Source organism: Streptomyces triticagri, from assembly GCF_003429565.1.
GTDB lineage: Bacteria > Actinomycetota > Actinomycetes > Streptomycetales > Streptomycetaceae > Streptomyces > Streptomyces triticagri.
This window is the reverse complement of record NZ_QUAK01000066.1, coordinates 21,398-42,520: the sequence shown is the minus strand read 5'-3', so window position 1 is coordinate 42,520 and position 21,123 is coordinate 21,398. Positions and strand designations below refer to the sequence as shown.

18 protein-coding genes and 1 tRNA gene are annotated in these 21,123 nt (G+C 68.8%); 11 read left to right on the top strand and 8 right to left on the bottom strand.

The features are described 5' to 3' along the window. Positions 1-65: 65 nt before the first annotated feature. The 6 genes from rsmG to rpmH all read right to left on the bottom strand — a co-directional run bounded on the left by rsmG (position 66) and on the right by rpmH (position 3,608). Entirely contained in the window at positions 66-782 is a 717-nt protein-coding gene (rsmG, locus tag DY218_RS12145; RefSeq protein ID WP_128555981.1) for a 16S rRNA (guanine(527)-N(7))-methyltransferase RsmG, read from the bottom strand. Between the two features lie 158 nt (positions 783-940). Then, positions 941-1,456: a Jag family protein gene (locus DY218_RS12140; RefSeq protein WP_128555980.1), complete on the bottom strand. Its 516-nt coding sequence runs from the start codon at positions 1,454-1,456 to the stop codon at positions 941-943. A gap of 15 nt (positions 1,457-1,471) precedes the next feature. Continuing rightward, positions 1,472-2,767, bottom strand: coding sequence for a membrane protein insertase YidC (gene yidC, locus DY218_RS12135; RefSeq protein WP_128555979.1), 1,296 nt, complete (start codon positions 2,765-2,767; stop codon positions 1,472-1,474). A 3-nt stretch (positions 2,768-2,770) separates the two neighbouring features. Next, entirely contained in the window at positions 2,771-3,079 is a 309-nt protein-coding gene (gene yidD / locus DY218_RS12130) for a membrane protein insertion efficiency factor YidD (protein ID WP_128555978.1), read from the bottom strand. Next, a complete protein-coding gene (gene rnpA / locus DY218_RS12125) occupies positions 3,076-3,447 on the bottom strand; it encodes a ribonuclease P protein component (RefSeq protein WP_128555977.1) in 372 nt (123 codons plus the stop codon). Before rnpA ends, yidD begins: the two co-directional genes overlap by 4 nt. A gap of 23 nt (positions 3,448-3,470) precedes the next feature. Beyond that, entirely contained in the window at positions 3,471-3,608 is a 138-nt protein-coding gene (rpmH, locus tag DY218_RS12120; RefSeq protein WP_119296106.1) for a 50S ribosomal protein L34, read from the bottom strand. A 376-nt stretch (positions 3,609-3,984) separates the two neighbouring features. Between rpmH and dnaA the strand changes: the two genes are divergently transcribed. The 9 genes from dnaA to DY218_RS12070 all read left to right on the top strand — a co-directional run bounded on the left by dnaA (position 3,985) and on the right by DY218_RS12070 (position 16,948). Beyond that, entirely contained in the window at positions 3,985-6,222 is a 2,238-nt protein-coding gene (gene dnaA / locus DY218_RS12115) for a chromosomal replication initiator protein DnaA (RefSeq protein ID WP_128555976.1), read from the top strand. Between the two features lie 915 nt (positions 6,223-7,137). Beyond that, positions 7,138-8,268: a DNA polymerase III subunit beta gene (gene dnaN / locus DY218_RS12105; RefSeq protein ID WP_128555974.1), complete on the top strand. Its 1,131-nt coding sequence runs from the start codon at positions 7,138-7,140 to the stop codon at positions 8,266-8,268. Positions 8,269-8,417: 149 nt separating this feature from the next. After that, positions 8,418-9,293 (top strand): phosphogluconate dehydrogenase (NAD(+)-dependent, decarboxylating), encoded by an 876-nt coding sequence (gene gnd / locus DY218_RS12100; protein ID WP_128555973.1) that lies wholly within the window; start codon positions 8,418-8,420, stop codon positions 9,291-9,293. A 43-nt stretch (positions 9,294-9,336) separates the two neighbouring features. Continuing rightward, on the top strand, positions 9,337-10,500 hold the full coding sequence (gene recF, locus DY218_RS12095) for a DNA replication/repair protein RecF (protein WP_128555972.1): 1,164 nt from the start codon (positions 9,337-9,339) through the stop codon (positions 10,498-10,500). After that, positions 10,497-11,054 carry a DUF721 domain-containing protein gene (locus tag DY218_RS12090; protein ID WP_128555971.1) on the top strand — a complete coding sequence of 186 codons (558 nt, stop codon included), beginning with the start codon at positions 10,497-10,499 and terminating at the stop codon, positions 11,052-11,054. The genes recF and DY218_RS12090 overlap by 4 nt, the downstream gene beginning before the upstream one ends. A 344-nt stretch (positions 11,055-11,398) precedes the next feature. Beyond that, the gene (gene gyrB, locus DY218_RS12085) at positions 11,399-13,477 is read left to right on the top strand and encodes a DNA topoisomerase (ATP-hydrolyzing) subunit B (protein WP_128555970.1); all 2,079 of its coding nucleotides are present in this window, start codon (positions 11,399-11,401) and stop codon (positions 13,475-13,477) included. A gap of 41 nt (positions 13,478-13,518) precedes the next feature. Next, on the top strand, positions 13,519-16,128 hold the full coding sequence (gene gyrA / locus DY218_RS12080) for a DNA gyrase subunit A (protein WP_128555969.1): 2,610 nt from the start codon (positions 13,519-13,521) through the stop codon (positions 16,126-16,128). A gap of 16 nt (positions 16,129-16,144) precedes the next feature. Next, complete coding sequence (locus tag DY218_RS12075; protein WP_128555968.1) at positions 16,145-16,792, top strand: DUF3566 domain-containing protein; 648 nt, start codon at positions 16,145-16,147, stop codon at positions 16,790-16,792. A gap of 82 nt (positions 16,793-16,874) precedes the next feature. Next, positions 16,875-16,948: transfer RNA gene (locus DY218_RS12070), tRNA-Ile, on the top strand. A gap of 13 nt (positions 16,949-16,961) precedes the next feature. Here the strand turns inward: DY218_RS12070 and DY218_RS12065 are convergent. Then, positions 16,962-17,360, bottom strand: coding sequence for a DUF6344 domain-containing protein (locus DY218_RS12065; RefSeq protein WP_128555967.1), 399 nt, complete (start codon positions 17,358-17,360; stop codon positions 16,962-16,964). A gap of 305 nt (positions 17,361-17,665) precedes the next feature. Between DY218_RS12065 and DY218_RS35045 the strand changes: the two genes are divergently transcribed. Continuing rightward, entirely contained in the window at positions 17,666-17,794 is a 129-nt protein-coding gene (locus tag DY218_RS35045) for a DLW-39 family protein (RefSeq protein ID WP_233521550.1), read from the top strand. A 375-nt stretch (positions 17,795-18,169) separates the two neighbouring features. After that, a complete protein-coding gene (locus DY218_RS12055) occupies positions 18,170-19,453 on the top strand; it encodes a hypothetical protein (RefSeq protein ID WP_128555966.1) in 1,284 nt (427 codons plus the stop codon). Positions 19,454-19,509: 56 nt separating this feature from the next. Here the strand turns inward: DY218_RS12055 and DY218_RS12050 are convergent, their stop codons facing one another. Continuing rightward, on the bottom strand, positions 19,510-21,087 hold the full coding sequence (locus DY218_RS12050; RefSeq protein ID WP_128555965.1) for a serine/threonine protein kinase: 1,578 nt from the start codon (positions 21,085-21,087) through the stop codon (positions 19,510-19,512). Between the last annotated feature and the right edge of the window lie 36 nt (positions 21,088-21,123).

Here is a 21,123-nt window from a genome sequence, read left to right as displayed (position 1 = left end):
TCAACGAAGGTCGACACTCCGACACATGCGTGTATCGCACCTTGAGTGGCCTACTGCCGACGGCTTCAGCGGCGTCGCCGCGCCCGCCCAGTTCGCGCGGCCTTGGCACGCTTGGCCGCGAATCGCACACCGCCGGGGCTCTCGCCCACTTCGACACGTACGACCGTGGACCGCGGATCCACCACGCCCTCGCCGACCTGCACGACCGACACATCGACCGCACCCAGCTTGTTCAGAGCGGCACGAGCGGACTTCACTTCCTCGGCCGCGGTATCGCCCTTGAGGGCAAGCATCTCTCCGTACGGCCGCAGCAGGGGGACTCCCCATGTCGCCAGCCGGTCGAGCGGTGCGACTGCTCGCGCAGTCACGACATGAACCGGAGGCAGCTTGTCGAGCATCTCCTCGGCGCGGCCCCGCACCACGGTCACATGCTCGAGCCCGAGGAGTTCGACGACCTCGTTGAGGAAGTTCGTCCGCCGTAGCAGCGGCTCCAGGAGCGTGATCTTCAAATCGGGGCGCACCAGAGCCAAGGGGATGCCAGGAAGGCCGGCCCCTGAACCGACGTCGCACACGGTCACGCCCTCGGGCACGACTTCGGAGAGCACCGCGCAGTTCAGCAGGTGCCGCTCCCACAGGCGGGGCACCTCGCGCGGGCCGATCAGTCCTCGCCGCACCCCTGCATCGGCAAGGAGCTCCGCGTACCGGACGACATCCGGGAATCGCTCCCCGAACACTGCCCGCGCCACCTCAGGTGCCGGGGGGAGCTCCGCTGCCTCTGTCACCGGGATCGTCCTTCCGTATCGCGGCGAGGGATTACCGCCTGGTCGCCGCACTCCCAGGAAGCCTTACAAAGATCGGCCCCGTCTGCGAACAGACGGGGCCGACGGTGCATCGGGCCCGGCCTCCAGCGGCGGCCCGGGCATCAGACAGGGCCGAGAGGTCAGGCCGGGAGCACAACGACGAAGCGCTGCGGCTCCTCGCCCTCGGACTCACTGCGCAGTCCCGCGGTCTTGACCGCGTCGTGCACGACCTTGCGCTCGAAGGGGGTCATCGGCTTCAGCTTGACCGGCTCGCCGGAGTTCTTGGCCTCGGTGGCGGCCTTGGCGCCCAGCTCGGAGAGCTCCGCACGCTTCTTGGCACGGAAGCCGGCGATGTCGAGCATCAACCGGCTGCGCTCACCGGTCTCCCGATGCACGGCCAGCCGCGTCAGCTCCTGGAGCGCCTCCAGGACCTCGCCGTCGCGGCCCACGAGCTTCTGCAGATCGCGGCTGCTCGTATCGCTGATGATGGACACGGCCGCTCGGTCGGCCTCGACGTCCATGTCGATGTCGCCGTCGAGATCGGCGATGTCCAGCAGACCCTCGAGGTAGTCCGCCGCAATGTCCCCCTCCTGCTCGAGGTGGCTGACCAGGTCGCCGGCCTCGGCAGTGGCAGAGGTGGTGGTGCCTTCCGTCACGGGATGGGCTCCTTCTTACTTCTTGGAGGGGTGCTTGGGGCGCTGCTGGCCACCCTTGCGCTGCCCGGACTTGTTCTGCCGTGCGTTGTTTCCGCCGGCGGGCTTGGGCTTCGCCTTGTTCTTGGCCGCGCCCTGGCTGTCATCGGACTTGTCGAGCGAGGTCTTGGCGGCGTCGTTCGGAGTGGCGTCGTTCTTCGAGACGCTCTGCCCGCTGCCCGACTGACGCTGGGACTTGGACTGACGCTTGGGCTGCTTACGCCCCTGCGTACCGCCGGACTGCGGCGCATCGTCCCCGTCGGCCACCGCCACAGCGGTATCGCTCTGAGTGATCGTGCCGTCGGTCTGCGCCGACAGGCCGGCCTTGCTCAGGCCGTTGATGAACTTCCGCTCGTGCTCGTTGCGGTCGCGGCCCTTGGCCACGATGGCCTTGACGATGTTCCGCTCGCCGCGCCGGATCTTGCCGCCGTTGTGCTTGGCCACCTTGGTCTGCAGACGCTCGAGGAACGCGGCCTGCGCCTTGCTGCCCGGTGTCGGGTTCTGGCGGATGACGAACATCTGCTGGCCCATGGTCCAGACGTTGGTGGTCAGCCAGTAGACGAGAACACCGACGGGGAAGTTGATGCCGAAGACGGCGAAGATGACCGGGAAGACGTACATCAGCATCTTCTGCTGCTGCATGAACGGCGTCTTGACCGTCATGTCGACATTCTTCGTCATCAGCTGCCGCTGCGTGTAGAACTGCGAGAACGACATCAGGACGATCATGATCGCGGTGACGATCCGCACGTCGGTCAGGGAGGCGTTGAGCGCCTCGACCTTCTCCGGGCTGTCCATGAACTTCGAGGCCAGCGGCGCACCGAAGATGTGGGCCTGCCGCGCGCTGTCGAGCAGCGGCTGGTCGATGACGTCACCGACCGTCTTGTTCGACGCGATGCTGTTCAGCACGTGGTACAGGGCGAAGAAGAACGGCGACTGCGCCAGGATGGGAAGGCACGAGGAGAGCGGGTTGGTGCCCGTCTCCTTGTACAGCTTCATCATCTCTTCGGACTGACGCTGCTTGTCGTTCTTGTAGCGCTCCTGGATCTTCTTCATCTCGGGCTGCAGTGTCTGCATGCCGCGAGTGGCCTTGATCTGCTTCACAAAGAGCGGGATCAGGCAGATCCGGATCAGGATCACCAGAGACACGATCGACAGACCCCAGGCCCAGCCCGTGTCAGGCCCGAAGATCGCCCCGTACAGCTTGTGGAACTGGACGATGATCCACGCGACAGGTGTGGTGATAAAGCTGAAGAGACTGGCAATCGTGTCCACTAATCAGGCTCCTTGAGCGTGGGACGGGGTCTCAGTGGCGGACTTCCCGCCCTTGTTGCGCCATGCGTCGCGCAGCATTTCGTGCCACCGCGGACGCTTGCGCGGCGGAACATGATCGACACCACCGTGCGACCAGGGGTTGCACCGCAGGATCCGCCAGGCGGTGAGTGCCGTGCCCTTGATCGCGCCGTGCCGGTCGATGGCTTGGTATCCGTAGTGGGAACACGACGGGTAGTACTTGCACACCGGCCCCAGCAGCGGGCTGATGGTCCACTGGTAGAGCTTGATCAGCGCAAGCAGTGGGTACTTCATCGCGCGCCCCCTCCCAGTAGCCGCTCAAGGGCGGCATCCAGGTCTCGGGCCAGCTGTGCATGGTCGGCGTCACCAGCCTTGGGCAACGCTCGTACGACTACCAGGCTACCGGGGGGCAGCTGTGCCAGTCGTTCCCGCATCAAGTGACGAAGCCTGCGCTTCACTCTGTTCCGTACGACCGCGATGCCGACGGCTTTGCTGACGACGAAACCCGCACGCGTCGGGGGAACGCTCTCCCCGGGCGCGTGCGGGTCCGTTGCACCGCTGCGTAGGTGGACGACGAGTAGCGGGCGTCCTGCCCTGCGGCCTCGACGTACTGCGGTCGCGAATTCCTCGCGCCGCCTCAGCCGATTATCGGTGGGCAGCACGACGTCATGACCTGTTTACGAAATCAGGCGGACAGACGGGCGCGACCCTTGGTGCGGCGGGACGCCAGGACGGCGCGGCCGGCACGGGTACGCATACGCAGCCGGAAGCCGTGGGTCTTCGCGCGACGACGGTTGTTCGGCTGGAAGGTGCGCTTGCTCACTCGGGGGCTCCAGAGAATGAATCGGTGACGGCGGGGTGTCGTCTGGCTGTCACCGTGCGCCCACGAGTAGCTCGCGATCACGCCCGTGTGCAACCGCTTCCCGATCACTTATGCGATCTGTGCCCATCGGAGGCAGGCGGCAGCAGCCATCGACAACTCGACCTGGTCACGGTACGCGGCGCTACGCCATCCGGTCAAACCAGCGGAGGACGGGAGACGACGGGAGACACTGTGCACAGCCTGTGGACAACAACTTGAACCGCACGGCTTGCCCTGACTACCGTGGCGGAACTCCTATTCGCGCCGTCCCACCCGATTTCCGTCCCGACCTGTCCCAGAACCACACCTTCGTGGGACCCATGAGAGAGCGTGCCCTGTGGCTGACGTTTCTGCCGATCTTGCCGCAGTGTGGCCCCGGGTGCTGGACCAACTGCTCGGGGAGGGTCGCGGTCAGGGAGTCGACGCCAAGGACGAGCGCTGGATCAGGCGGTGTCAGCCGCTGGCGCTCGTCGCGGACACCTCATTGCTCGCGGTGCCGAACGAATTCGCCAAGAACGTCCTCGAGGGCCGGCTCGCGCAGGTGGTCAGCGAGACCCTGAGCCGCGAGTGCGGTCGCCAGATCCGCATCGCGATCACCGTCGACGAGGCTGCCGGCGAGGCGCCCACTCCTCCGGCGGCGATGCACCATCGCTACGAGGAGCAGCGCTACGACGAGACGCTTCCCCCCGCGGGCGGGCGCGACCGTTATGAGGGGTACGGACGGCCGGACGCGCCGCACCGCGACGAGATCCAGCGTGCGGACGCGCGTCACGCCGGCCCGCAGCACGACGAGCGGTACCGGGACGACCACCGCTCGGACGAACTCTCGCGTGATCCGCACGACGGCGGCCGGCACCGCGGCGAGCCCCGGCCGGACGGCCACCGCTCGGACGCCCACCACCCGGACCCCCACCGAAGCGAGCCCCTCGACTCGGATCCCCGCCACCCCGACGACCGGCACCCCGAGGACCGCCGCCCCGAGGACCGGCACCTCGACGACCGGCACCCGGACACCCGCCGCTCCGACGGCCGCGGCGACGACCGTACCGACGAGCAGCGTCACCACGACCGCACCGGCCGCCCCGGTCAGCCCTCCGACGGACGCCACGAGCAACACCCCGACCAGCACCCCGAGTTGCCCACTGTCCGCCCCGCGTACCCGGACTACCAGCGCTCGGGGCCCGGGTCCTGGCCCCGGCAGCCCCAGGACGACTACGGCTGGCAGCAGCAGCACCTGGGCTTCGACCGCGACCCGTACAGCACTCCCTCGCCGCAGCACGGCTACCGGTCGCAGACCCCGGAGCGCCCGTACGACCAGCAGCCACCGGAGCGCTCACGCTACGAGCAGCAGTCCGAGCGGCTCCCCTACGACCAGCGGGACCGCCAGGATCTGCCCGAGCCTCCCGGCGGGCCGGGCCGCTCGGGCCCGCCCGGTTCGACGGGTTCGGTCGGCGCCCCCGGCCCTTCCTCGCTCCCGGCCTCGAGCGGAGCGCCCGGCCCGCTTGCCGCGCAGCCGGCTCCCGCGACGGGCCCCGGCGAGCCGACGGCACGGCTGAATCCCAAGTACCTCTTCGACACCTTCGTCATCGGCGCCTCGAACCGGTTCGCGCACGCGGCCGCGGTCGCGGTGGCCGAGGCACCGGCCAAGGCGTACAACCCCCTGTTCATCTACGGCGAGTCAGGGCTCGGCAAGACCCACCTGCTGCACGCCATCGGGCACTACGCGCGGAGCCTCTATCCGGGGACACGGGTGCGGTACGTCAGCTCGGAGGAGTTCACCAACGAGTTCATCAACTCGATCCGCGACGGCAAGGGCGACAGCTTCCGCAAGCGGTACCGCGAGATGGACATCCTGCTCGTCGACGACATCCAGTTCCTCGCGGACAAGGAATCGACGCAGGAGGAGTTCTTCCACACCTTCAATACGCTCCACAACGCCAACAAGCAGATCGTGCTGTCCTCGGACCGTCCGCCCAAGCAGCTGGTGACTCTGGAGGACCGGCTGCGCAACCGCTTCGAGTGGGGTCTGATCACCGACGTCCAGCCGCCCGAGCTGGAGACCCGGATCGCGATCCTCCGTAAGAAGGCGGTGCAGGAGCAGCTCAATGCCCCGCCGGAGGTACTGGAGTTCATCGCCTCCCGCATCTCCCGGAACATCCGGGAGCTGGAGGGCGCCCTGATCCGGGTGACGGCCTTCGCGAGCCTGAACCGGCAGCCGGTCGACCTGGGTCTGACCGAGATCGTGCTCAAGGACCTGATCCCCGGCGGCGAGGACGCGGCACCCGAGATCACCGCGACCGCGATCATGGCCGCCACCGCCGACTACTTCGGACTCACAGTGGACGACCTGTGCGGATCGTCCCGCAGCCGGGTGCTCGTGACCGCCCGGCAGATCGCGATGTATCTGTGCCGGGAGCTGACGGATCTGTCGCTGCCCAAGATCGGCGCGCAGTTCGGCGGCCGCGACCACACCACGGTGATGCATGCGGACCGCAAGATCCGCGCACTGATGGCCGAGCGGCGGTCCATCTACAACCAGGTCACGGAGCTCACCAACCGCATCAAGAACGGCTGACGCGTAGCGCACTGCCGGCAAGACCGGCTTCCACAGCACGAGTTGAGCGCTCCTGAAGGGGCGTCCCCGAGCCCGGGGACGCCCCTTCGACATGTTCTCGACCCTTCGACGCCCACACTCGCCGGTAGTCACTGTTCGAATCGAGGGAGCGAGCCGGTCGTTCTCCACAGATTCGGGCCCGTATCGATGTCCACACCCTGGGGACCGCGAAGTTGTCCATACGGTGTCCACAACGGCCCCTGGTGACAGGCCATCAACCGAGGTCATGTGCCTGTGGATTCGTGGACAACCGATCTCCACAGACTGTGGACCGCCGAGTGTCCACAGGAAGCCCCGCGCAGTTGTCCACCGGCTACCCACAGCTTCGACCCGGTTGTCCCCAGGATGAGCCCTCTTCTCCACATCGCTGTCCACTGTTCGGCAACGCAACGCACCTGCTCACCGGGTCGAGTGAAAGGCGTCACACCAAGAGGGCAGGTTGCCCTGTGGGGAACCTGGGTAAAGCTGGGGACAGCGCTGGGGAGAAGTGGCCCTCGCCTGTGTACCGGTTGTGCAGAACTTTCCGGTGTCCACAGCGATCGCTGGTTTTCCACCGCCCCCGCCCACAGGACCCGTGGACAAAATCCGGGCTCTGACCTGCGGATACGGGGTTATCCACGGTTTCCACAGCCCCTACTACTACCCCTACACAGTTAACTCGGGGATTTCGTTTCGAAGAGGGGGCTGTGCACAACTCGGGCTTCGTCGCTCGCTGCCCGTCCGCCGCGACTTGACCCCGACCCGCACCGAGTGTCGGTGCGGTACGTCAGACTGGTCCCCGGCGTTCTCCCCACCCTGGGGAAGCGCCGACCAGACGACGAAGGCTCGACAGGCCAGCAGGGCGAGCAGCCAGGCAACAGCAGGAGGCGGCTTACGGTGAAGATCCGGGTGGAGCGCGATGTACTCGCGGAGGCGGTGGCCTGGGCGGCACGCAGTCTCCCGGCCCGTCCTCCGGCGCCGGTCCTCGCGGGCCTGCTCCTGAAGGCGGAGGACGGGACACTGAGCCTGTCGGGCTTCGACTACGAGGTCTCGGCACGCGTATCGGTGGAAGCGGAGATCGACGAGGACGGCACGGTGCTCGTCTCGGGCCGGCTGCTCGCCGACATCTGCCGCGCCCTGCCGAACAGGCCGGTGGAGATTTCCACAGACGGTGTACGGGCGACGGTGGTCTGTGGATCCTCGCGGTTCACGCTGCACACCCTGCCGGTGGAGGAGTACCCGGCGCTGCCGCAGATGCCCACCGCGACGGGCACCGTCCCCGGCGAGGTCTTCGCCTCGGCGGCCGCCCAGGTCGCCATCGCCGCCGGCCGTGACGACACCCTGCCGGTGCTCACCGGTGTGCGCGTCGAGATCGAGGGCGACACGGTGACCCTGGCCTCCACCGACCGCTACCGCTTCGCGGTCCGCGAGTTCCTGTGGAAGCCGGAGGACCCGGAGGCGTCCGCGGTCGCCCTGGTCCCCGCCAAGACGCTGCTCGACACGGCCAAGGCCCTGACCAGCGGTGACAGCGTGACCATCGCCCTGTCCGGCTCCGGCGCGGGCGAGGGTCTGATCGGCTTCGAGGGCGCGGGCCGTCGGACGACGACCCGCCTCCTCGAGGGCGACCTGCCGAAGTACCGCACGCTGTTCCCCACCGAGTTCAACTCGGTCGCGGTCATCGAGACCGCGCCGTTCGTCGAGGCGGTCAAGCGCGTCGCACTCGTCGCCGAGCGGAACACCCCGGTGCGTCTGAGCTTCGAGCAGGGCGTCCTCATCCTGGAGGCCGGTTCCAGCGACGATGCACAGGCTGTGGAGCGGGTCGACGCCCAGCTGGAGGGCGACGACATCTCGATCGCCTTCAACCCGACCTTCCTGCTCGACGGCCTGAGCGCGATCGACTCGCCCGCGGCCCAGCTGTCGTTCACCACGTCGACCAAGCCGGCACTGCTCAGCGGCAAGCCGGCCGTCGACGCGGAGGCGGACGAGGCGTACAAGTACCTGATCATGCCGGTGCGACTGAGCGGCTGACGCACGCCTGAGCGGCCGAGGCCCACAGGTGAGTGGGCCTCCCGCGGCGTAGTCTCGTACGCGGGTACGAAGGGGCTCCAAGGGGTCCGGCCGTTCCCGTACGACCCCCCAGGCACGCGTCAGCACAGTCTCACTAAGGAACAGCACTGATGGAGCTCGGTCTCGTCGGCCTCGGCAAGATGGGCGGCAACATGCGCGAGCGCATCCGCCGCGCAGGCCACACCGTCATCGGATACGACCGCAATGCGGACCTCGCGGATGTCCACAGCCTGCAGGAGCTTGTGGACGGTCTGAAGGGTCCGCGCGTGGTCTGGGTGATGGTCCCCGCGGGCGCCGCCACCCAGTCCACGATCGACGAGCTCGCCGAGCTCCTCGAGCCCGGGGACGTCGTCGTCGACGGCGGCAACTCCCGCTGGACGGACGACGAGAAGCACGCCGAGGAGCTCGCCGCCAAGGGCATCGGCTTCGTCGACTGCGGAGTCTCCGGCGGCGTCTGGGGCCTGGAGAACGGCTATGCGCTGATGTACGGCGGCGACAAGGAGCACGTCGCCCGGGTGCAGCCGGTCTTCGACGCCCTCAAGCCGGCCGGCGACTTCGGCTCGGTGCACGCCGGCAAGGTCGGCGCGGGCCACTTCGCCAAGATGGTTCACAACGGCATCGAGTACGCCATGATGCAGGCCTACGCCGAGGGCTGGGAGCTGCTCGAGTCGGTGGACTCCGTGACCGATGTGCGCGAGGTGTTCCGCAGCTGGCAGGAGGGCACGGTCATCCGCTCCTGGCTCCTCGACCTCGCGGTCAACGCCCTGGACGAGGACGAGCACCTCAAGGAACTGCGCGGTTACGCACAGGACTCCGGCGAGGGCCGCTGGACCGTCGAGGCCGCGATCGACCATGCGGTTCCACTGCCCGCCATCACCGCGTCCCTGTTCGCCCGCTTCGCCTCCCGGCAGGACGACTCACCGCAGATGAAGATGATCGCTGCGCTGCGCAACCAGTTCGGTGGGCACGCGGTCGAGAAGAAGTAAGCACCACAGGCAGACATCTGCCGGGGGAGGTCGGCGTACATCCATGCACGTCACGCATCTGTCGCTGGCCGACTTCCGGTCGTACGCCCGGGCCGAGGTTCCGCTCGGCCCGGGCGTCACCGCGTTCGTCGGGCCGAACGGCCAGGGGAAGACCAACCTCGTCGAGGCCGTCGGCTATCTCGCCACCCTGGGCAGCCACCGGGTGTCGTCCGATGCGCCGCTGGTGCGTATGGGCGCCGAGCGGGCGATCGTACGAGCCTCGGTCCGGCAGGGCGAGCGGCAGCAGCTGGTCGAGCTCGAGCTCAATCCGGGGCGCGCCAATCGCGCCAGGATCAACAGGTCGTCGCAGGTCAAGCCCCGTGACGTACTGGGGATCGTCCGCACAGTGCTGTTCGCGCCGGAGGATCTGGCGCTGGTCAAGGGCGACCCGGGCGAGCGGCGCCGCTTCCTCGACGAACTGATCACCGCCCGCTCCCCGCGGATGGCCGGAGTGCGGTCCGACTACGAGCGGGTCCTGAAGCAGCGCAACACCCTGCTGAAGTCCGCGGCCATGGCCCGCCGGCACGGCGGCCGCTCCATGGACATGTCCACTCTGGACGTCTGGGACCAGCATCTCGCCCGCGCGGGCGCGGAGTTGCTCGCCCAGCGGCTGCAGCTGATCGAAGCCCTGCAGCCGCTCACGGACAAGGCGTACGAGCAACTCGCCCCGGGCGGCGGCCCGGTGGCCCTGTCGTACCGCCCCTCGGCACCCGGCGCAGGACACACCCGTGACGAGCTCTACGAGCAGCTGCTCGCCGCCCTCGCCGACGCCCGCAAGCAGGAGATCGAGCGGGGCGTCACGCTGGCCGGACCGCACCGCGACGATCTGACCCTGAAGCTCGGCGAGATGCCGGCCAAGGGCTACGCCAGCCACGGCGAGTCCTGGTCGTACGCGCTCGCCTTGCGCCTCGCCTCGTACGACCTGCTGCGCTCCGAGGGCGCGAGCGCCGAGCAGGAGCCCCACGAGGACGGGCACCGGGTCGGCGAGCCGATCCTGGTCCTCGACGACGTCTTCGCCGAGCTGGACGCGCGCCGGCGCGAGCGCCTCGCCGAGCTGGTGGCCCCGGGCGAACAGGTCCTGGTGACCGCCGCGGTGGACGACGACATTCCGGGCGTACTGCGGGGCACCAGGTTCGCGGTGGCCGAAGGCGAGGTGACCCGCGCATGAGCGAGACCGAGCCGACCGGCGACCCCGCAGGCGACGGCGCGCCGAAGCCTCCCGAACCGTCCGGTGTGGACCTCGCCCGCGTCGCCCTGCGCGCGGCCAAGGAGCAGGCACGCGCGCGCGGCGCCGCGGCGCAGCAGAAGAAACAGGCCAAACGCGGCGGCGGACTGCGCTCGGGCGCACGCACCGACGGCCGCGACCCGCTGCCGCTCGGCGCGGCGATCAACCGCCTGATCACCGAGCGCGGCTGGGAGACCCCGGCGGCGGTTGGCGGGGTGATGGGCCGCTGGCCGCAGATCGTCGGCGAGGACGTCGGCAAGCACTGCGTCCCGGAGAAGTACGACGAGGACGAGCGGGTGCTGACCGTGCGCTGCGACTCCACGGCCTGGGCCACGCAGCTGCGGCTGCTCGCTCCGACGCTGGTCGCGCGCCTCAACCAGGACCTCGGCCAGGGCACCGTGAAGCTCATCAGGGTGCAGGGCCCCGGCGGCCCCGCACGCCGCTTCGGCCCCCTCAGAGCCCCCGGAAGCACGGGCCCCGGAGACACCTACGGGTAGTGCCGTGAGGCGGCTGCGACGTGAGGTGTTCCCGTCGGTAGCGCGCGGTTGACGTCCCGAAGCGCTGAGTGCCGCCGTGAGCCTCTTGGATCCCTGGGTCGCATATGGGGAGTCGGACGAGGATCGTTGAGGGCGGCACATGCGGACTCAGGTACCGGCAAACCCCCATCACTGTCGGCGCTACCGGTAGACTGGGAGCCGTTCGCGCCTCACTCGTGGGACGCAGCGAGACACCTCCCCCGGACGAAGTCCGAGGGACCACAACCGTCCGCCTTCCGATCAGTCGACACACACCGACACTCACTGAACGACGCAGCCGCTTCCGTGGCCCGGAAGCGTGGCCTGTGCTGTGCCAGAAAGGGCGCTTCGTGGCCGATTCCGGCAACACCGACGAGAACACCCCGTCCCCTGCCGCCGACGAGCTCGTCGAGTCCGGCGGAGCAGGACCCTCCTACGACGCGAGCGCGATCACCGTCCTCGAGGGGCTGGACGCGGTCCGCAAGCGACCCGGCATGTACATCGGCTCGACCGGCGAGCGTGGTCTGCATCACCTCGTACAGGAGGTCGTCGACAACTCGGTCGACGAGGCGATGGCCGGCCACGCGGACACCATCGACGTGACGATCCTGCCGGACGGCGGCGTCCGCGTCGTCGACAACGGCCGCGGTATCCCGGTGGGCATCCACCCCGTGGAGAAGAAGCCGGCCGTCGAGGTCGTGCTCACCGTGCTGCACGCGGGCGGCAAGTTCGGCGGCGGCGGTTACGCCGTCTCCGGCGGTCTGCACGGCGTCGGCGTCTCCGTGGTGAACGCGCTGTCCACCAAGCTCGCCGTCGACATCAGGACCGACGGCTACCGCTGGACGCAGGAGTACAAGGGCGGCGTACCGACCGCACCGCTCGAGCGCCACGAGGCCACCGAGGAGACCGGCACCTCCGTCACCTTCTGGGCGGACGGCGACATCTTCGAGACCACCGACTACTCCTTCGAGACGCTGTCGCGGCGCTTCCAGGAGATGGCGTTCCTCAACAAGGGCCTGACCATCCGGCTCACCGACGAGCGCGAGTCGGCCAAGGCCACGGTCGGCGCGGACACCGCGGAGCCGGAGGCGGACGAGGAGCCGCAGGCGCGCACGGTCACGTACCACTACGAGGGCGGCATCGTCGACTTCGTGAAGTACCTCAACTCCCGCAAGGGCGATGTCGTGCACCCGTCGGTGATCGACATCGAGGCCGAGGACAAGGAGCGGCTGCTCTCGGTCGAGGTCGCGATGCAGTGGAACACCCAGTACACCGAGGGCGTCTACTCGTTCGCGAACACGATCCACACGCACGAGGGCGGTACGCACGAGGAGGGCTTCCGGGCCGCGCTGACCGGTCTCATCAACCGGTACGCCCGGGACAAGAAGCTGCTTCGCGAGAAGGACGACAACCTCACGGGTGACGACATCCGCGAGGGTCTGACCGCGATCATCTCGATCAAGCTCGGCGAGCCGCAGTTCGAGGGCCAGACCAAGACGAAGCTCGGGAACACCGAGGCGAAGACCTTCGTCCAGAAGGTCGTCCACGAGCACCTCTCGGACTGGCTCGACCGCAATCCCAACGAGGCCGCGGACATCATCCGCAAGTCGATCCAGGCCGCCACGGCCCGGGTCGCGGCCCGCAAGGCGCGGGATCTGACCCGCCGCAAGGGCCTGCTCGAGACGGCCTCGCTGCCCGGCAAGCTGAGTGACTGCCAGTCCAACGACCCGTCCAAGTGCGAGATCTTCATCGTCGAGGGCGACTCCGCAGGCGGCTCGGCCAAGTCCGGCCGGAACCCGCAGTACCAGGCGATCCTCCCGATCCGCGGCAAGATCCTCAATGTCGAGAAGGCCCGCGTCGACAAGATCCTGCAGAACCAGGAGGTCCAGGCCCTCATTTCGGCCTTCGGCACGGGCGTGCACGAGGACTTCGACATCGAGAAGCTCCGCTATCACAAGATCATCCTGATGGCGGACGCCGACGTCGACGGCCAGCACATCAACACCCTGCTGCTGACCTTCCTGTTCCGCTTCATGCGCCCGCTGGTCGAGGCCGGCCACGTCTTCCTCTCCCGGCCGCCGCTGTACAAGATCAAGTGGACGCGCGACGACTTCCAGTACGCGTACTCGGACCGCGAGCGCGACGCGCTGATCGAGCTCGGCCGCCAGAACGGCAAGCGCATCAAGGAGGACTCGGTCCAGCGCTTCAAGGGTCTCGGCGAGATGAACGCCGAGGAGCTGCGGATCACCACCATGGACCTCGACCACCGGGTCCTCGGCCAGGTCACGCTCGACGACGCTGCGCAGGCCGACGACCTGTTCTCGGTCCTCATGGGCGAGGACGTCGAAGCCCGCCGCTCGTTCATCCAGCGCAACGCCAAGGACGTCCGCTTCCTCGACATCTGAGTCGGTCTCAGCTGACCGCACGAAAGGACTGAAGACCAGCAATGGCCGACGAGAACACCCCTGCCTCCGGCGAGGACACCCCCGCGACCGCCGATGACGCCCAGGGCCTCGCCCTGCGCGTCGAGCCCGTCGGGCTCGAGACCGAGATGCAGCGCTCGTATCTCGACTACGCGATGTCCGTCATCGTCTCCCGCGCGCTGCCCGACGTACGGGACGGCCTCAAGCCCGTCCACCGCCGTGTCCTGTACGCCATGTACGACGGCGGCTACCGGCCCGAGAAGGGCTTCTACAAATGCGCCCGCGTCGTCGGCGACGTCATGGGCAACTACCACCCGCACGGCGACTCCTCGATCTACGACGCGCTGGTCCGCCTCGCGCAGCCGTGGTCGATGCGGATGCCGCTCGTGGACTCCAACGGCAACTTCGGCTCCCCGGGCAACGACCCGGCGGCCGCCATGCGGTACACCGAGTGCAAGATGGCGCCGCTGTCCATGGAGATGGTCCGTGACATCGACGAGGAGACCGTCGACTACACGGACAACTACGACGGCCGCTCCCAGGAGCCCACCGTCCTGCCGGCCCGCTTCCCGAACCTGCTGATCAACGGCTCGGCGGGCATCGCGGTCGGCATGGCCACCAACATCCCGCCGCACAACCTCCGCGAGGTCGCGGCCGGCGCCCAGTGGTACCTGGAGCACCCCGAGGCCTCCCACGAGGAGCTCCTCGAGGCGCTGATCGAGCGCATCAAGGGCCCCGACTTCCCGACCGGCGCGCTTGTCGTCGGCCGCAAGGGCATCGAGGAGGCGTACCGCACGGGGCGTGGCTCCATCACGATGCGCGCGGTCGTCGAGGTCGAGGAGATCCAGAACCGCCAGTGCCTGGTGGTCACCGAACTCCCGTACCAGGTCAACCCGGACAATCTCGCGCAGAAGATCGCCGACCTGGTCAAGGACGGCAGGGTCGGCGGCATCGCCGACGTCCGCGACGAGACCAGCTCCCGCACCGGCCAGCGCCTGGTCATCGTGCTCAAGCGGGACGCCGTCGCCAAGGTCGTCCTGAACAACCTCTACAAGCACACCGACCTTCAGTCGAACTTCGGCGCCAACATGCTGGCCCTGGTCGACGGCGTGCCGCGCACCCTCTCCCTCGACGCCTTCATCCGGCACTGGGTGGCTCACCAGGTCGAGGTCATCGTCCGGCGCACCAAGTACCGTCTGCGCAAGGCCGAGGAGCGCGCCCACATCCTGCGCGGCCTGCTCAAGGCCCTGGACGCGATCGACGAGGTCATCGCGCTGATCCGGCGCAGCGAGACGGTCGAGGTGGCGCGCGAGGGCCTGATGGGCCTCCTGGAGATCGACGAGATCCAGGCCAACGCCATCCTCGAGATGCAGCTGCGCCGCCTCGCCGCCCTGGAGCGCCAGAAGATCACCGCCGAGCACGACGAGCTCCAGGCGAAGATCAACGAGTACAACCAGATCCTGGCCTCCCCCGAGAAGCAGCGCTCGATCATCAGCGAGGAACTCGCCGCGATCGTCGACAAGTACGGCGACGACCGGCGCTCCAAGCTGGTGCCCTTCGACGGCGACATGTCCATCGAGGACCTCATCGCCGAGGAGGACATCGTCGTCACGATCACCCGTGGCGGCTACGTCAAGCGCACCAAGACGGACGACTACCGCTCCCAGAAGCGCGGCGGCAAGGGCGTACGCGGCACGAAGCTCAAGGAAGACGACATCGTCAGCCACTTCTTCGTGTCGACCACCCACCACTGGCTGCTGTTCTTCACCAACAAGGGCCGGGTGTACCGGGCGAAGGCGTACGAACTCCCGGACGCCGGCCGGGAGGCCCGCGGCCAGCACGTCGCGAACCTGCTCGCCTTCCAGCCCGACGAACAGATCGCCCGGATCCTCGCGATCCGCGACTACGACGCGGCGCCGTATCTGATCCTGGCCACCAAGGGCGGCCTGGTGAAGAAGACGTCCCTGAAGGACTACGACTCGCCGCGCTCCGGCGGTGTCATCGCCATCAACCTCCGTGAGACACCCGACGGTTCGGACGACGAGCTGATCGGCGCGGAGCTGGTCTCCTCCGAGGACGACCTGCTGCTCATCAGCAGGAAGGCGCAGTCCATCAGGTTCACCGCAACGGACGATGCGCTGCGCCCGATGGGCCGTGCCACCTCGGGAGTGAAGGGCATGAGCTTCCGGGAGGGCGACGAACTGCTCTCGATGAATGTCGTCAGGCCCGGTACGTTCGTGTTCACCGCAACCGATGGTGGGTACGCGAAGCGGACCGCCGTCGACGAGTATCGCGTCCAGGGCCGTGGCGGTCTGGGAATCAAGGCTGCCAAGATCGTCGAGGACCGCGGCTCACTCGTGGGCGCGCTGGTGGTCGAGGAGGCAGACGAAATCCTCGCCATCACTCTGGGCGGCGGTGTGATTCGCACGCGAGTCAGCGAGGTCAGGGAGACAGGCCGTGACACCATGGGCGTCCAACTGATCAACCTGGGCAAGCGCGATGCCGTGGTCGGTATCGCTCGTAACGCCGAGGCCGGTCGCGAGGCGGAGGAAGTCGACGGTGTCGACGCCGACTCCGCCGAGGGCGATACGGCCGCCGGTACGGACGAGGGCAGCCGGCCCGAGGCCGAGTAGCGCGAGGAGTTAGGTCGTGAGTGGAGCCACGGGCGCCGGAGCGAACGGAACCGGAACGGATGGCGGCCGTGGCCCCGCCAACAACCCACAAGGGGCTCAAGGGGGAACCGTGACGGACACCCGAGGTTCTCAAGGACAGCCCTACGGCGGTCAGGCCGAGTACACCGGAGCACTTCCCGGTGAGCGCCAGCCGCAGCAGCAGCCGGCTCAGCCCTATCACCCTCCGCAGGCGTATCCGGAACCGCCTCAGGGCGCGGTGCGCAGGCCTCGTACCGGTGCGCGTACGACACCGCGTACGCGCAAGGCGAGACTGCGGGTGGCGAAGGCCGACCCGTGGTCGGTGATGAAAGTCAGCTTCCTGCTCTCCATCGCTTTGGGGATCTGCACGATCGTGGCGTCCGCCGTCCTGTGGATGGTCATGGACGCGATGGGCGTCTTCTCCACGGTCGGCGGGACGATTTCGGAGGCGACGGGGTCGAACGAATCCAATGGATTCGACCTCCAGTCGTTCCTCTCGCTGCCGCGGGTGCTGATGTTCACATCGATCATCGCGGTGATCGACGTGGTCCTTGCCACGGCACTCGCAACGCTCGGCGCGTTCATCTACAACCTCTCCGCGGGCTTCGTGGGTGGTGTCGAGCTCACGCTCGCCGAGGACGAATGAGTCCGGTACGGCGGGCTCGGATACCGATTTTGGGACTGACCGCGTCGTGCGCTAATCTTCAGAGGTCAGCGCGCGAGCGCAAGGGGCTATAGCTCAGTTGGTTAGAGCGCATCCCTGATAAGGATGAGGCCACAGGTTCAAATCCTGTTAGCCCCACAGGCAGCCTGCTTCAGGCAGCAAGTCCAAGGCCCGGGAGCTCTTCGGAGTTTCCGGGCCTTGAGCGTTCCCGGGCCTCTTCCGTTTCGCTCTCCTCGCTCACTTCGCCGGTGCGTGTCAGAGGTGTGACGAGGCCGCCGAGTCCGCGGGCGTTCGGCGAGGAGCCGTGGGCTTCGGCGCGGATGCGCTGCTTCATCGTGGGTGGCCGCTGGGCGTCGTACGGCCGTGGCGAGTGGGCTGCCGGCGCGACCGAGCGGGTCACCGGCGCCGTTGCCCGGCCGGCGTCCTCCTGCTGCGGTGCGGTGGTCGACGGGGCTGCGGTCGCGGTGGTGGTGAAGCCGAGTGCGGCGAACAGCGCGAGGATCGCCGTGACTGCGGCGGCCCAGATGCGGGTGAACGTGTTGCCTGCCATGATCCCTCCACTTTCGGGTCGGACGATTTGCGTACTTCCTCATCATGTGGACGAGGTCCGCGTGGTGCGGGAGGCGGCAGCGCGATTCGCCGATCTTCTGATGAACACCACCCGGTTGGCGGCAGGAGGGGCGAGGAGTCCGAAATCACGGGGTCGGGGCTCCGTGTACGGGTCGGTCGCCGGGGAGGTCGACTGCTGTGGTGGGGGCCGTAGTTGGCCCGGATCCAGGTCACCGAACGGTATCGATCGGTGTGTATAGTCGGGCGCCAAAGGTCCCCTACGTCAAGGAAAGACGAGGTAGCGCGGTGAAGAAGCTTCTCCTGGTCGCACTGGCCGCCGTCGGCGGGCTCCTCGTGTACCGCCAGATCCAGGCGGATCGCGCCGAGCAGGATCTGTGGACGGAGGCGACCGACTCCGTGCCCACGGGTTCGTGAGCATCCACAGCTTCAGATTCTTTCGGTGCAGGGCCCCGGCCGCAGTGGCGACCGGGGTCTTGTGCTGTTAGGCCCTGGACGGGGCGCGGACAAGGTCCGAACAGGAGGGTGTCTCCCCGGACGCTGTGCCGGCCGTGTTGCCGTGATCACTCTTGGTGGCCGCCGTTCGCCTGAGTGAAGCATCCTCGTACCGGAGCAAAGTGCGGTTGCGCGGAGTGGGAGCTTCTGCTTCCGGTACGAGACAGCGCGGGGACGGCCGGGGCAGGATGGGGCGGGCCGGACCGTGGCACGGCCGGCCGGATGTCGGGGGCGAGGACAGCGCGGACGGCACGGACGGCGAGGACGGCGAGGACGGCGAGGACAAGGAGCGCGTTGATGGTGCGCGGCAGGGGGCGGACCCTGGCGGTGTGGGCGATGGCCGTGGGTGTGGCGCTGGCGGTGCCCGCGGCGGCGTACGCGGCGGCCGACCCGGCACCGTACGCCTTCGAGGACGGGGCGCGGACCGTGCAGGGCGGTGCCACTCCCAGCCAGGCCGAGGAGCTCGAGGCGGGGACGCCGTACCGGAGCTCTGTCGGGCCCGAGGAGCGGTTGGTGTACAGCGTCGAGCTCGATGCGCGCTCCGGGGCCTATGTGTCCGTCGTGGCCGTGCCCGAGCTGGGCTCCGATGTGACCTACGCGGACGGGATCGAGGTGACCCTGCAGAGCGGTGACGGGGTGCGGTGCGGGTCCCAGGCGAAGCGTGTCGGTGCCGCTCGCCATGCCAGGCCGCTCGCCGTGACCGCGGACCGCACGCTCGGGGCGGGGGCCGACCGCTGCAGCAGGGCCGGTACGTATGACGTGGTCGTCGAGCGGACGGGCGCGAAGGGGTCGGCGGCGGGTGCCTGGGCGCTCGAGATCAACTTTCACGAGGAGCCGCCGCTCAAGTCCGGCGGTGGCGCCACCGCCGCGCCGGAGGACTGGAACTCGACGCCGCCCGAGGCCCCGTCGGAAGACGCCGGGAGTGTGCGCGGAGGCAGCGGCTTCAGTTCGGCTGCCGCGGTGGGCGCGGGTGCCTGGAAGGATCGCATCGCGCCCGGCGAGACGCGCTTCTACCGGGTTCCGCTGGGCTGGGGGCAACAGCTGTCGGCGCAGGCCGAGTTGAACGGTGTGGCGGACGGTGGGCCCGCCGCGGGCGCACTCGCCCTGTCGCTGGCCGATCCGGCGCGGGCGGAGGTGACCTCCGAGGTGGTGTCGTCGCCCGCTGGGCAGCCGAGGGCGGCGCTGGGGGCGCTGCCGCCGGTGGATTACGCGAACCGGTTCTCGCCGCGCACCGAGGTCAGCACCGTGCGGTTCCCAGGTCAGTACTACCTGCAGGTCACGGCAGGTCCTGAGCTTCGGGCGGCGTCGGGGAGCGACGAGCTCGAGGTGACGCTGCGGATCGGTGTACGGGGTGAGGCCGCTGACACTCCTGAGTACGCCGGTGACGCCGGGATCTTTCAGGTAGTGCCGGAGGACGGCGGGGCCGGGTCCGGCGGTGCGGGCCGGGCGGGTGCGGACGGGGCCGGTGCGGACGACTCGATGAAGATCCTCGCGGCCGCGGGCCTCGGCAGCGGGACGGTCCTTGTACTCGGGCTCGGGGTGTGGACGTTGGTGGCGCGGCGGCGGGGTGCGGCGGTCTAGGCCCTGTCTTCGGGGCGTCTCCCCGAGGGCCCGCACCCGGGCGGTCTGTGGGCGGCTCAGATGCGGGTCAGTGCCCAGATGCCGACGGCGAAGCAGGCTGCGGCCAGCAGCAGTACGGGGATGACGGCCTTGGCGGGCGGGCCCGCGCTGCGGCGGTGGGTGGCGGGGGACTTCGGAAGCAGCGCCGAGGGTGCCGGCGGTACGGGGGCCGGTGTCGGTGATACGGGCGACGGTGCCGGCGGCGGATTCAGGTTCGGGGAGATCGGGGCCGTCCGATGGGGAACCTGGGACGGCTGAGCGGTGTATTCACGAGTAGGAGCGTTCTCGTGGCGGACCGCGGTGGTCGGGGCTTGTGCAGGGTCCTCGCCGGGGTGTGGTGACGGCTGTGGTGTCAGGTGAGGGGAGGCCGGAGGGTGGTGCGGGAAGCGTTGAGACGTGGAGGACTCGGAGTACTGAGGGGTGGGGGACTCCGGGTACTGGGTGTGCTGGGGTTGTTCGTGGGAGTGCTCAGGGTGTTGGGCGCCGGGTGTGCTCGGCTGCGGGATGCCTGGGGCGGGCTCGCCGGCACTGGCACTCGACTTGGGGACGCCGGAGCCGGCGGCGCCGGGCTCGTCGACAGCGGATGCGTAGGCACCGGATGCGTCCGGACCGGATTGATCGGCACTCGATCGATCGGCGCCCGGTTGATCGGCGCCGGGTTCATCGGTGGTCGGGGCGGCGGGGGCCGGGTCCCCGGAGTCCGGCGAGGCGGCCTCGCGGCGTGGGCCGTCCGGGCCGAAACCGAGTGGCATGGGGCCGAGTTGGTCGAAGATCTCGACCAGTTCGTCGTCGGGCCCGGGCTCCGGCAGCAGTTCCGCGGCGGCGGTCAGCGCCTTGCGGGCGCCCGTGGCCGTGCGGAAGCGCGCGTCCGGGTCGGGCTGCAGCAGGGTGGACACCACCTGCCACAGCGGCTCAGGGATGCCCTGCGGCGCACTCGGAGTGCCGTCGGCGAAGTGGGCGACCAGCGCCTTGGCATCCGGCTTGGCGCCTTCGAGGAGATACAGGGCGACCAGGCCGACGGCGAACAGGTCCGCGGGGAAGTCCGGTTCCTCCCCCGCCAGTTGCTCGGGGGCGAAGTAACCGGGCGTGCCCACCACATAGTTGGTCTCGGTGAGCCGCGGCTCGCCCTTGCGCATCGAGATCCCGAAGTCGGACAGGCGCAGATGCGGACGGCCGGTGCCGGTGGCCTCGAGCAGGATGTTCGCCGGCTTGATGTCCCGGTGTACGACGCCCTCCGCGTGCACCGCGGTCAGACCCGCGAGGAGCTGATCGAGCAGCACGCAGACGTAACTCGGCGGCAGCGGCCCGTAGTCCCCGATGACATGGGCGAGCGAGCCACCACGCACCAGGTCCATGGTGAACAGGACCTTGTCGTCGTCGGCGGCCCAGCTGGCAGGCGCGAGCACATGGGGGTGATCGATGCGCAGAGCCTGTTCCCGCACGAAGCGCAGCAGCGTGAAGGCGTCGCTCTGCTGCAGGACCTTGGCGGCCACGTAGCGGCGGCGACGGTGGTCCCAGGCACGCCAGACCGCGCCGACACCGCCGTGCCCGATCGGGTCGACCAGTTCGTACCGGCCGGCGAAGACCTCACCCATGGTCCTGCTGCACTCCACTTCGGCCCGTGCGGCCGC

Excerpts from the sequence above, each read along its gene's own strand:
- gnd (WP_128555973.1), top strand. The coding sequence starts at position 8,418 with ATGGAGCTCGGTCTCGTCGGCCTCGGCAAGATGGGCGGCAACATGCGC.
- recF (WP_128555972.1), top strand. The coding sequence starts at position 9,337 with ATGCACGTCACGCATCTGTCGCTGGCCGACTTCCGGTCGTACGCCCGG.
- DY218_RS12050 (WP_128555965.1), bottom strand. The coding sequence starts at position 21,087 with ATGGGTGAGGTCTTCGCCGGCCGGTACGAACTGGTCGACCCGATCGGG.
- DY218_RS12090 (WP_128555971.1), top strand. The coding sequence starts at position 10,497 with ATGAGCGAGACCGAGCCGACCGGCGACCCCGCAGGCGACGGCGCGCCG.
- DY218_RS12065 (WP_128555967.1), bottom strand. The coding sequence starts at position 17,360 with ATGGCAGGCAACACGTTCACCCGCATCTGGGCCGCCGCAGTCACGGCG.
- gyrA (WP_128555969.1), top strand. The coding sequence starts at position 13,519 with ATGGCCGACGAGAACACCCCTGCCTCCGGCGAGGACACCCCCGCGACC.
- yidD (WP_128555978.1), bottom strand. The coding sequence starts at position 3,079 with ATGAAGTACCCACTGCTTGCGCTGATCAAGCTCTACCAGTGGACCATC.
- DY218_RS12055 (WP_128555966.1), top strand. The coding sequence starts at position 18,170 with ATGGTGCGCGGCAGGGGGCGGACCCTGGCGGTGTGGGCGATGGCCGTG.